Annotated in this window: 11 protein-coding genes; 1 reads left to right on the plus strand and 10 read right to left on the minus strand. The window is 65.3% G+C overall.

Translation table 11 applies throughout. The annotated features are described in order from the left end of the window. Positions 1-33 precede the first annotated feature (33 nt). The 5 genes from HBNXHr_RS04620 to HBNXHr_RS04640 all read right to left on the minus strand — a co-directional run bounded on the left by HBNXHr_RS04620 (position 34) and on the right by HBNXHr_RS04640 (position 6,354). Complete coding sequence (locus HBNXHr_RS04620) at positions 34-183, minus strand: hypothetical protein (RefSeq protein WP_275739898.1); 150 nt, start codon at positions 181-183, stop codon at positions 34-36. Between the two features lie 113 nt (positions 184-296). Continuing rightward, the gene (locus HBNXHr_RS04625; RefSeq protein WP_275883339.1) at positions 297-1,310 is read right to left on the minus strand and encodes a deoxyhypusine synthase; all 1,014 of its coding nucleotides are present in this window, start codon (positions 1,308-1,310) and stop codon (positions 297-299) included. Between the two features lie 66 nt (positions 1,311-1,376). After that, a complete protein-coding gene (locus HBNXHr_RS04630) occupies positions 1,377-1,946 on the minus strand; it encodes a SprT-like domain-containing protein (protein ID WP_275883340.1) in 570 nt (189 codons plus the stop codon). A gap of 106 nt (positions 1,947-2,052) precedes the next feature. Then, complete coding sequence (locus tag HBNXHr_RS04635; protein WP_275883341.1) at positions 2,053-5,145, minus strand: glycosyl hydrolase; 3,093 nt, start codon at positions 5,143-5,145, stop codon at positions 2,053-2,055. A gap of 441 nt (positions 5,146-5,586) precedes the next feature. After that, positions 5,587-6,354, minus strand: coding sequence for a Nif3-like dinuclear metal center hexameric protein (locus HBNXHr_RS04640; RefSeq protein WP_275883342.1), 768 nt, complete (start codon positions 6,352-6,354; stop codon positions 5,587-5,589). Between the two features lie 177 nt (positions 6,355-6,531). On the opposite strand from HBNXHr_RS04640, the gene HBNXHr_RS04645 reads away from it, so the two are divergent. Further along, positions 6,532-7,638, plus strand: coding sequence for a PQQ-binding-like beta-propeller repeat protein (locus tag HBNXHr_RS04645; RefSeq protein WP_275883343.1), 1,107 nt, complete (start codon positions 6,532-6,534; stop codon positions 7,636-7,638). A 46-nt stretch (positions 7,639-7,684) separates the two neighbouring features. Here HBNXHr_RS04645 and HBNXHr_RS04650 read toward each other — a convergent pair whose 3' ends face one another. From HBNXHr_RS04650 to HBNXHr_RS04670, 5 genes are all read right to left on the minus strand, one after another. After that, entirely contained in the window at positions 7,685-8,446 is a 762-nt protein-coding gene (locus tag HBNXHr_RS04650; protein ID WP_275883344.1) for a hypothetical protein, read from the minus strand. A 59-nt stretch (positions 8,447-8,505) separates the two neighbouring features. Further along, entirely contained in the window at positions 8,506-9,327 is an 822-nt protein-coding gene (speB, locus tag HBNXHr_RS04655; protein WP_275883345.1) for an agmatinase, read from the minus strand. Further along, positions 9,328-9,702 (minus strand): translation initiation factor IF-5A, encoded by a 375-nt coding sequence (locus HBNXHr_RS04660; protein WP_275739912.1) that lies wholly within the window; start codon positions 9,700-9,702, stop codon positions 9,328-9,330. Between the two features lie 75 nt (positions 9,703-9,777). Beyond that, positions 9,778-11,520, minus strand: a complete 1,743-nt coding sequence (locus HBNXHr_RS04665) for an AarF/ABC1/UbiB kinase family protein (RefSeq protein ID WP_275883346.1) — start codon at positions 11,518-11,520, stop codon at positions 9,778-9,780. A gap of 16 nt (positions 11,521-11,536) precedes the next feature. Then, positions 11,537-11,893 (minus strand): Hsp20/alpha crystallin family protein, encoded by a 357-nt coding sequence (locus HBNXHr_RS04670; RefSeq protein ID WP_275739916.1) that lies wholly within the window; start codon positions 11,891-11,893, stop codon positions 11,537-11,539. Positions 11,894-12,050 lie beyond the last annotated feature (157 nt).

The following is a 12,050-nucleotide window of genomic DNA, read 5'->3' on the forward strand; positions in this document are numbered from 1 at the left end:
CAAAGGCCGTTACGATCGGCGAACTCCCCCCGCTCACCGCCAACCGGTCCGGTCGACGTGGTAATCCGACTGAATCCAGGCGTCGAAGTTCACCCGATCATAGATGATGTACAGCTGTTCGTCCGTGTGTTCGGCGTCTATTCGCGGTCGGTTCGTCCCCGACGAGTTTCCCGGTGACTCCATGCATATATCCCCCGATTTTGTATTGGTAACCCCGGTTTCCTATTCGTTCGATCCGATACACCTAGTCCTCTGAACACTATAATAAAAAACTATCGCCTGTTTCACGGGCAGCGTTATTTCCCGATCCGCTCGCGGGCCGCCGCCACGAGCAGCGGGAACGTGATCGTCGCGTCGGCGTATACCGAGGCGTTCCGGGCGGCCTTCTCCAGTTTTCCCCACGACCGCGCCTCGTCGAGCGTCGCCCCGGAGAGCCCGCCGGTCTGTGGTGGATCCATCGTCAACTGGACGGCGTAGTCGTAGGCGTCCGGACTGACCAGCATCGTCTGGAGGACGAAGTTCTTCGGGACGCCGCCGCCGACCACCAGTGCGCCGGCCTGATCCGCCTCGTAGGCGATGTCCGAGATGCCGGTCATGTCCGCCAGCGCGTCGAGCGTGAACTCGCTCGTCTGGCTGTACATCCAGGCCTGGAGTCCCAGCACGGAGTCCTGGACGGCGGGGCAGTAGATCGGGACATCGTTCTCGTAGGCTGCGGCGGCGATGCCGGCCCCCTCTTCGACGTTTTCGCGGTCGTTGACCGCGGCGTTGGCCCGGCCGAGTTCCTCGGTCAATCGTTGGATCGAAACGGCACCCTCCTCCTCCAGCGCCGGGAACACCTCCGCACGGAGGTGCTCCTCGAAGGTCGTGAAGAACTCCTGGGGCAGATAGACGTTGTAGATGCGATCGACGCCCTCGTCGCGCAGCTGCTCGTCGTGCTCGCGGGGCGTCGCGTCCTCGGCGACGGCCTCGCCGTGGTGGTGTTTGCCGCCGATCGCCTCGATGGTGTCGTGCGTGAGGTTCGCGCCCGTCGTCACCAGCGCGTCGACGTGGCCGTCCCGGATGAGGTCGGCGACGATCCGGCGCATCCCGGCGGGTACCATCGCACCGGCCAGTCCGAGGAAGTTCGTCACCTCGTCGTCGAGCATCTCGCTGTAGATGTCGACGGCCTCGTGGAGCGTACTCGCGCCGAAGCCCCCGTTGCCGTACTCGTCGGCGAGTTCGTCGACGGTCATGCCGGCTCGCACCTCGGCGTGGCCGATCGGATCGTGATGGAACGTCTCCCGGTGATCGTCCGCGTGGTCGTCAGTCATGCTCGACTCTCGGCGGGCGAGGCGCTTGAAGCGTACGATCGCGCCCTGAGTCAGAAGTGTCCCCCTCTACTCGGGCTGGCTTCGAACCAGCCCCGCTCCACAACAGTCCGAGCGATACGCCTCGTACTCTCGAACGAACGCACAATCGCGATATCGCCGGGCGACTTCCGTGCCACAATCGCCACACCGGAACAGCCACTCTGGGGTGGCGAACGTTCGACACCGCACGTCGGTCTCGACCTCCCGCGCCCGGCGCTTGAACGCCGCGCCGTGGTCGGTCGTCCCGTCGCGCTGGAACTGCTCGACGTGCAGCAGTTCGTGCCGGAGCGTCGACTCCCACTCTGCCCGCGAGAAGGCCTCGAAGGCCTCCCAGGAAAGCGAGACCGTACAGGGAAGCGGTCGCCCGTCGCTGTCCGGGACCCGGTTCCAGTCGATCGGCTCGCCGATCGTCGCGTCCGGCACTCGCGGTCGCTTGACCGCAGCCGCGCGTCGGCGCGCTCGCGTCGAAACGTCCCACTCGACGAGGTCGAGACGCACGTCCAGCAGCCACTCTCGACGCGCCTCACGGGCGTACTGCCGCGAGAAGGCGACCAGGTCGTCGTGGCTCTCGATCGCGTCGTATGCCAATCCCGCCATCGACGGCTGCTCGGGTGCGCTCCCTTTGAGAGATGCGATCCACTGCTCACGATACGGCCTGTCTCGATGGGACGGAAACAACGAAAACGGCGGGCGGATGGGCCGATCAGAACTCGTGGGTCCGGCGCTCGCTGACGTATTGGCCGTCGCCGCCGTCGTCCCAGACGAACCGGAAGTCGATCGTCGGTCCGTCGTCCGCCGTCTCGCGCGTGTGCACGTGGATGTCGTCGCCGTCCCGGTGATCCATCCGGTAGCCGACCCAGCTGTCGGTGCCGGGGTCAGTGAACTGGATGTCTGCCCAGTCTGCCGCGTTGGCGGGCTCGAAGGACCACTCGTGACGCTCCGCGTCGACCCGTGTCACCGTCGCTGACCAGCCGTCGCCCGCAGTACCTGCGTACTCACCGTCCCCACTCTCGCCACCGCCGTCGTCCTCGAGAGTGAACTCGACCCAGTTGACGTTGAACTCGCTGTCGTCCATCGACAGCCGCAGGACCTGCTCGCCGGCGGTGAGTTCGACGCCACTGATCGTCACCGTCGTCCAGGATTGCCAGCCACCCGTCGCCTCGAAGCTGACGGCCCCGGTCACGTCGCTGCCGCCGACCTCGGCGTGGAGTGTGCCGCCGCCGACCTGCGAGGCAACCCGGAAGTCCACGTCGTAGGTTCCGGCCTCCTCGACGTTGACAGTGTACTCAAGCCACTCGCCGTCGGCGATCCAGCCGACGTTGTACTCGCCGCCAGTGGCGTCACTGACTGTCTCAATATCGACGGACTCGCCAGTGCGGACGGCACCGCCCTGGTTGGTCTCGGTCGTGTCGTTGTAGGCCACGTCCTGGCCGCCTTCGTCGTACTCCTGGGCCTGGATTCGACCGGGGATCGCGTGGGGAGCGCCGCCGTAGGGCGACTGATCGGCCGGTTCCTCGCCGCCATTGTCGTCGCCATCGCCCGTGGTCGTCGCCATCGAATCGGCCGGCACGTCCAGCGTCGTGCCGTCGCTGAACGTCACCGTCGTCGCGGAGTCGTCGGCGTTGTAGGCGACGTAGGTCCGCTCGCTGCCGTCGTCGAAGACCGTATACAGCGGCGTGTCGGCGGTCACGGTCGGATCGGGCGATCCGAGTTCCCGGAGGGTGTACAGCCAGTAGCGCGTGTGTGCCGGCTCCTGGGCATCCTCCGGCGTGTAGCTGTCCGCGCGGGATTCGAAGCGGTCGATGGCGTCCTGGGGGTCCGAGAACGCGCGGTACATCCAGAGGATGTCCGGCCAGTAGGTGAACTCGCCACCTTTGAGCGCCGCGATCTGCTCGAAGTTCCGCTCGGCCAGTGTCTCGTCCCACCCCAGGTGCATCGAGAAGCCCGACAGCGGCAGCATGTTAATCCCGTAGACGGCCTCGCTGTCAGCCGTCCACCATGTCGAGTGTGCCGCGCCCATCCCCCAGACGATGCCGGCGAAGTTCGCCTCCCAGTCGTCCGGGAAGTGTTGTTGATCGCGGTCCATCCAGTACTCCTGGATCGCCCGGGCCTGCATCGCGTACAGCGCCATCCCGAGGTCTCTGATCTCCGTGTTGCCCGTGTATTCGCCCCACTCGATCATCGCCGCGTAGGCCATCATGGCCTCCGACGAGGATTCCTGGTTGTTCCCGAGGCCGAAGCTGCCCGAGCCGTGGGCCCAGGAGTGGCCCTCGTAAACGCTGAAATTCCGGTTGAACGGGTAGCGGTCGTCGGTCCGATCCGGATTGGCGTAGTCGCGGATCAGCTCCTCGACCATGCCGCCCCAGTTCGATCGCTCGGCCCAGGCCGGATCGTGCCGGGCGACGCGTGCCGCCGCCCAGACGTAGTGGCCGAAGTGGAAGTGGTGGTCGCTGAGGTCCGCGATCGACCCGTGACTTCCCGGGTATCCCTGGAGGGCCCCGACGGAATCGTCGTAGTAGAACGTCGCCTCGTCGCTGGGGGTGAACCACTCCTCGAGGCCGTCCTTGACCGTCTCCAGGAGCGCGTCCCGCTTGCCGGTCATCCCGACCTGATCGGCGACCGCGGCACACTTCGCCATCCGACTCGCGGTGTCCTTCCCGAAGCGGTAGGTGTCCTGGGTGATGCCGCCGTTGATCGACTCGCTCACCTCGTTCAGGCGCGTCTCCAGGCGCGCTCGATCATAACTCCCCTCATCCGGGAGGAACGGGAGCATGCCGTTCCACCCGTACTCGACCGAGAAGGAGTCACCGGTGAGGATTTGCATTTCGCCCCGTGCCGACGGATACGTGGCATCGAGCGTGGGCTCGGCGGCATACTTCCACTGGTGGGGAAAGAGGCCGGCAACTGTTCCCGATGTCGGGCTGTCCGGGAGCTCTTCGACCTCGAAGTTGAAGGTGGTCGTGATCGTCGCGTCGCTCTCGCTGTACTCCCACTCAAAGCGCGTGTCCCGGAGGACGTTGTACGCATAGTCCTCGTACGTCTCGAGGAAGCTACGGTCCGGCAGTACGGCGATCGAGCAGTACTCGGCTCCAGTCGTCATCGTCGTGGACCCGACGCCACCCCAGTCTGTGCCATCCGGGGCGTACAGCCCGTAGTCGTTGCCGTTGACCGTGAGCCCGACGACGTTTTGCTCGTGGGCCCAGACGTCGACGGCGGCACCGAACTCGATCTCGACCCCGCCGCTCGCGGGTTCGCAGTAGACGAACGGTGAGCCCTGTGCCATCGTGACCCGGAGGGCACTGCCGGTCCCCTCGCCGAAGACGGCACTGACCGACCAGTCGCCGTGATCGGAAAGCGCCAGGTCGGTGTAGCCGTCGCTGTCGGCGTGGCTGATCGTCATGTCCATGACGTCGTCGATCACCACGTCACCGACCTGGTCGGCACTGTCCCAGCTTGTCGTCCAGTCGGTCGGATGCCCTACCTGGAGGCCCGCTTGCTGGGTCTTGTACGCGAGCGGATGGGCGGCGATCGTGACGTCCTCTCCGGTGATCCCTTCGAGACCAATCACCGAGTACCAGTCGTTCGTTGGAATGGGCCCGTCCCCGAAGTCTGTTGTCGTATGGCGCGTGAACTCGTGGGTATCAGCACCCGCCGGTGGTCCATCGTGATACCCACCTGTACCCACGATTGTTTCGGCACTGGCCACCCCTGCTGGCATGGTCCCAAGCGTCCCGGCCACCCCGAGGGCTTTCAACCAGTTCCGCCGTGAGAGGTCGAGGTCGGGATCTTCAGCCATCAGCGGTTCCCCCCGATCGATCCCAATCGGACATCTAGCCGCGATGTGTTTCGGTTTGGTCTGGCTCTCCGTCCGTGGTTCGCTTTCCGCACCCTCGCCGTTCGGCAGTTGCGTATTGTCATTGTCTGCTCCGGTAGGCATCGACGGCCACACTACGACATTCGTCTTCAGTGAGGGGCCAGACCGAGAGGCCGCTACTCGGTCGTACTGCTATTAATGTCTCTCCCACGGCCGTCGACTCACCCCCCGACTGTGCCCCACGTCGTGGATCTCGCTCAGCGGTATCGGTGCCGTATCAAGCGCTACCGTGTTGTGTTAGTTCATAGCAATAAATAAACGTACTTGTTTTCGTCCGTGTCCCCACACCCATCTGGGCATTGGCCGGACAACGCTTTCTCGCCTGCTATCGGCCTGCCGTCCATCGGGCAGCGCTTGACTCGGCTACAGGCCGGTCGGATGGTCGACGAACGTCGTCGCTACGCCCCACTCCTCGGCGAGGCCGGCCAGCGCGCGCACGCCGAAGGTTTCGGTCGCGTAGTGACCCGCCAGGAAGACGTGGAGGCCGTGCTCGCGCGCCCGGTGGTAGACCTGCTGTTTGCCCTCGCCGGTCACCAGTGCGTCGACGTCCTTCGCCGCGGCCTCGTCGATCCAGTCCGTCCCGCTGCCGGTCACGACTGCCACGTCCCGTATTTCGTCGGGGCCGAAATCCAGCACCTGCACGCTTTCACCGCCGGTGTCGAGTTCGCTCGACAGTAGCTCGCGGAGCTCTCCCACCGTAACCGGCTCCCGTGCCCGGCCGCGCTGGCCGATGTACTCGCCGTCGATCTCGCCGAAGGGGGCTCGATTCCCCAGGTCGAGGACGTCGGCGACCCCGGCGGCGTTACCGAGATCCTGGTGGCCGTCTAGCGGGAGGTGGACGGCATACAGGGCCATGTCGGCGTCGAGGAGCCGCTCGATGCGACGGTACCGCAGGTCGGTCACCCGGCCGCCGCCACCCCACAGCAGTCCGTGATGGACGACCAGCAGATCAGCGCCCGCCTCGGCTGCCCCCTCGATCGTCTCGACGGCCGCGTCGACGGCGAACGCGACCCGCTCGACGTCCCGTTCTTCGGGTCCCACCTGGAGGCCGTTCTCGCTGGCGTCGATCCCGGCGTAGGCGGCGACGTCGAGTCGGTCGTCGAAGCGCGAACACAGTTCTTGACAGTCCATACGTCGGCTTCGACGGGGCCGGCCGTAGTGATTGTGGTCGACTGGCGGACGGTCGACACTCGCGTCGGTGGCCGGTCTAACATTATCCCGTGGTCGATCTCCGCGTGCGAGGCCGGGGTTGATCGGTGCGACTCGAAACCCCCGAATTTTATCACTCATCGAGAAGAATTCGGGACGATGCCCTCCCGCCGTTCGTACCTTGCAGGCCTTGGCGCAGCCGCCATTTCGGTCGCGGGATGTGCCTCGCTTCCGTTCGTCTCGCCGGTCAGCGGACGCTGGCGAGCCATGCTCGGGTCCGAATCCACGGCGCTGAACGCACCGTTGGCCGTCGGTGACGGGGCGATTTATGCCACCGACGACGACGGCACCCTGTGGGCAATCGACGCCGAGAATGGCGATGTCCGCTGGGCCGAGCGAATCGTTGATTCCGGCAGCCACGTTTCCACTGGCCCGGGTGCCGGTCCGGGTCTCGTCTGTGCGGGTCGGCCACCCGTCGCGTTCGATCCCGACGGCGAGCGGCTGTGGTCCGCGCCGACGGACGCGCTGGCGGAGTCGTTGCACGCGGCCCAGCCGGTCGTCGGGTCGGACGCGGTGTTCGTGCGGACGACTGACGGGATCACTGCTGCATTCGATCGGTCCGACGGGGATCGACGCTTTCGCGTCGACCTCAATGCAGGCGAATTCGGGGTCCTGGCAGCGGCGGACGGTCGCGTGTTCACGGATGCGGACGACTCGCTGGTCGCGCTCGATGCGGACGACGGAGACCGTCTGTGGGAGCAAGCGGTGAATGCCCCCGATGGTCTTGCTGTCACGGACGAGTTGATTCTCGTCGCTGACTCGCAGGACGGTATCCGAGCGTTCGACGTCGCGAGTGGCGAGCAGCGGTGGCAGTACGATCTTCCGGAGGCGAACGCGGTGGCTGTGGCGGATGAAAGGGCCGTTGCGGTGGGCGGTTCCCCTGCCGGTGGTGGATCGTCCGGGCCGACGTCCAGCGATGTTTCCGGACCGCTCGTGGCTCTCGACATCGAGTCCGGTGACAAAGAGTGGCAGGTCACGCTCGACCGCTTTGCTTGGTTTCCGCCCGCGATCGGATCAGATCGGGTGTACGTCTCGCGGGTGGCCGGCGGTGTCGTGGCGTACTCGACGTCGGGAGAACACGTCTGGACGCACGAGTTCGGCGAGGACGCCAACCTGGCTACCGGTCCGGTGCTCCACGACGAGCGGCTCTACGTCGGAGTGGAGGATAGCAGTGAGGCGTACGTGGCTGCGCTGGCGGTAGCGTAACCCGGCTGTCGGCGTTCTATTTCAGGTTTTCCGTTGTGGAGGTCTGTTACTTCTCGCTGCTGTCCGGCCGGAACAGCTGACTCCCGTCGCGGTCGATCACACCGCGATCAACCAGCGCGTCGATGATCGCCTCGGTTTCGCGGCGCTCGATCTCGTAGGCACTGCCGGCGATCGTCGTGATCTCCTCGATTTCGAGCGGGAAGTCGCGGTTCTGGAGCAGTCGGACGACGCGGTTGTACGACGACCGGTCGAAGTCCTGAGCGGATGTCTCTCCAGTAGCGTCCCCAGTATCTGCAGCGTCTTCGTCATCTGTATCCTCTCTCTCTCCTGTATCGGTCGTGTCGTCGTCTCCGCTTTTGCTGTCATCAGCGTCCGGCGTCTCCTCTCGCTGATCCTCGTTGCTCACGACGTCACCTGCTGTCGGCTCGTCGTCTTCAGGTGTCCCTTCCACCTCGATGAGCGACGGCTCGTCGTCGTGGCCGAAGCCTTCGATCAGCGAGCTATCCGCTGGACGGTCATCAGTCGACTCGATTGCTTCCGTTGGTTGCTCAATATCATCGGCGGCGTCGGCGCTCTCGGACGTGACGGCATCCGGACTGCTCCCCGCGAGCGTCGTCTGGTCAGGGTCCGTCGCCGCCGCGGCCACGCTGTCGACGATCGTCGAGAGCTTGCGCCGACACTCCGGGCACAGGACAACAGTCTGCTGGTTTTCGACGGACGGACGCAGATCGCGGGGCACGACGGGGTACTCTTCGAGCGGTGCGTCGACCGCGACGCCACAGAAGTAACACGACGCCAGTCGATCCATGTGATCTACTCGCGGCCGCGGTGGCAAAAAGCTACGCAGTTTCGACGCTGGCCGAGCACTTACTCACTGTCGTTCGCCGCGTGCTCGTAAACGAATGCTCGCAGGAGCTTCGCCGCCAGCGTGGCGGCCTGGCCCTCGTCGCGGTCGTTGACCTCGACCACGTCGAAGCCGTCAGCGTGGGGTGCGACCGACCGAACCACGTCGTGGATCTCCCGTGGCGTCAGGCCGAACGGCTCCATCGTCCCGGTGCCGGGCGCGAATCCGGGGTCGGCGGCGTCGACGTCGACGCTGAGATAGACCGATTCGTCCGCGAAATCGGGTGTCCATTCGCTCACTTCCTCGGGCGGGACGACCGTCACGTCCGCGGCGTCGGCGCGCTCCCACTCGGCTTTGCTGCCGGCTCGTGCCCCGAGGATTACCGCGCGATCGGCGACCTCCAGGGCGTGGCGGGTGACCGTCGAGTGACTCAACGGGTTGCCGGCGTAGCCCTCCCGGAGGTCTAGATGTGCGTCGAGACAGACGAAGACATCCGGCTCGACGCTTCGGACGCCCGCGACGCTGACGGTGTGCTCGCCGCCGATCAGGACGGGAACGATTCCGTCGGCCCGCAGGTCGTCGAGTTCGCCTTCCAGAAAGGTGAGATACTCGGCAGCGTCGTCGACAGCCCCGGCGGCCCCGACGTCGCCGTGATCGCTGACGGCGCAGTCGGTGAAGTGACTGTCAGTGTGGTGGTCGTAGTCCTCGAAGGTGGCCGCGAGTTCCCGGACGCGAGCGGGGCCAAACCGGGTGCCGGGCCGGAACGTCGTCGAGACGTCCAGTGGCGCACCGACGACCGCGTAGTCGGCCGTCTCCCGGTCGGCACTCACGCCGGGGAAGGCCATCTATACGATCTTTCGCTGCTCTTCGAGTTCGAGGTACTCGATCTCGTCGTCGGGCGAGAGACTCTCGTCTTCGGGGACGCGCATCGTGAACGTCTCGTAGGTTTCCAGATCCATGACCTGGGCGTCGTTGCCCGAGACCGAGACGACCTGGCCCTGTTTGCGCTCGATGATCGGGACCCAGATCTTCGCGTCGACCGGCTGGGAGAGGCTGCGCTTTTTCCCGTCGAAGACGCCCTTGCCGTCGATGCGGGCCTTCGCACTGCCGTGTTTGCCGGGTTTGGCCGTACTGTAGGACGTGATCTTACACGGCTCGTCGTCCATCATCACGTAACTCCCCTCGTCGAGTTCCCGAACCTCGGTCTGCTGTTTTGCCATGTGGCGGGATTATCCGGGGACGAGTATAAACGGTTTGGAACGCGTCGGGGTGCGTTTCGGTCGGTTTCGATCGCGTCAGGTCCAACGATCTTCCTCGGCCACTTTCGCGTCCGCCTCGTCGATCGGTCCGTCGGCCCCGATCGGTGGTGACTCTGTCTGCTCATTCGACTCTCGCTGTCGCATCTTCTGGCGGGTGAACTGCGGCGTTGCCCGGATCGACCGGCGCTTGCGGAACGACCGATAGAGCGCAAACAGCGACACCGTCGTCACGAGGGCGGCGAGCAGTGTGGCTCGCACTGTCGAAAGTGAGTACAGCACTGACGTCGAGACGAGTCCGCCGGCCGCGATCATCCCCAGGATCAGCCGAGTCGCCAGAATATCCAGGAGATTGTCCGAGTCCTCGATGTCCGCCCGGACGTAGAAGTCGTCGCGGTCGATCCGATCGAGCGTGGTTTCGAGCTTCGGTGGCACCCTGACGGCTGACCGACCGGCGTCCCGAACCTCGGTGACGCGATCGGAGACGAACTGTCGGGCGCTCTCTTCGAGGTACCCCTCCTCGCGCAGGAAGTCAGTCGCGACCGAGATGAAGTCGAAGTCGGGGTCAAGCGTGACGGCGACCCCCTCGACGACAGTTGCGACTCGGAGGACCAGTGCCAGGTTCTCCGGCAGCCGAAGCGGGAACTCGTAGATCGTGTCCTCGACGCTCTGGATGATCTGCTGGACGCGGTACTGCTCGATTTCCTCCCCGCGGGCGTCCGCGATGGCGAGTTCCATCACGTCGGCCATGACCTGCCGATCGACCTCCGGGCTGAGCGTCCCCATCTCGATGAGCGCATCCAGGATGGCGTCGATGTCCTGCTCGGCGACGGCCATGTAGAAGTCGATGATCCGGTCCTGGAGGAACGAATCGACTCTGCCGCTCATCCCGAAGTCGTAGAATACGAGCGTCCCATCGTCTTGCACGGCGAGGTTTCCGGGATGGGGATCGGCGTGATAGACGCCGTCCTCGACGATCATCTGGAAGTACGCCCGTTCGAGCGTTTCCGCGAGTTGCGTCCGGTCGATGCCCTTCTCGTCGAGTTCCTCGACGTCGTTGATCTTCGTGCCCTCGACGTACTCCATCGTGAGCACGCGCTCGGTCGAATGGGATTCAACCACCGGGGGAATACGAACTCGGTCATCGCCGGCGAAGTTCTCCCGGATCTCGGTCAGCATCCGGGCCTCGCGTTCGTAGTCCATCTCCTGGCGGATCGTCTGGTCGAATTCGTCCGCGAGCGTCTCCAGGGAGAACGACCGGGCGTCATCGACGAAGTAAAGCAAGATCGGGAGGAGCCACCGCAGCACCCGGAGGTCGGCCTGGACTAACTCCTCGACACCCGGGCGTCGGACTTTGACGGCGGCCGGATCGCCATCGATTTCGGCGTAGTAAACCTGTCCCAGGCTCGCCCCGCTGATCGCCTCGGTGTCGAAGTCGCTGAAGCGCTCCTCAACGGGACCGAGCTCATCCTCGAGGACGACCCTCGCGTCGTCCCAGTCGGCCGGCGGAACCCGATCCTGGAGTTTCGAGAACTCGGTGACGTACTCCGGGGGCAGGACGTCCGGCCGGGTCGAGAGCATCTGCCCGAGTTTGATGAACGTCGGCCCCAGCGTCAGCAACGACTGCAACAACGTCGATGCGCGCTCGTGGCGCTGGGCCGACGACACCGACCGGCTCGATCCGAACAGGAGGAACCGGCGGCGGTCGCGGGCGTACGTCAGCGCCAGCGGCAGGAACTCGACGAAGACGGTGAGGAACCGTCGATAGGAGCGAAGGGACACCGACTCGACACCCGCCTCAGGCGTCCTCGATCGGGATCGGCTCGGTTTCGGCCTCGGACATCTTCGGGAGAGTGATCTCGAGGACGCCACGGTCGACTGCACCCGAGATCCCGTCGGCCGCCACGTCCGGCGGCAACGGAAGCTCCACGTCCAGGAACAGCGATCGATCTTCGGCGACGTACTCGAAGTCGGTCGGGACGTCCTTGGCTCGGCGCGCCTCGATGCTGAGCCGGTGGCCTTCGGTCTGTGCGTCGACCGTGTCGGCGGTCGCCCCGGGCAGGTCGATCACCAACAGGTAGGCCGACTCCGACTCCAGGAGGTCGGCAAAGACGGCGTCCGGAAGGTCCGACAGTGCATCGCGGAGTGCTGACATACCAACCCCTTTGGACGGTAGGGCCAAAAACACGGTGGTCCCGTCACTCTCGTCGATCACCACTCGCACTTTCGGCTGTCACATGTCCCCTGGGCGATACAGGGGGGTTCGGGCGGAATCGCCACGAGACAGATCGGGGAGAGCATCGAACGGTCGA

This window comes from Halorhabdus sp. BNX81 (assembly GCF_029229925.1).
Taxonomy (GTDB): domain Archaea; phylum Halobacteriota; class Halobacteria; order Halobacteriales; family Haloarculaceae; genus Halorhabdus.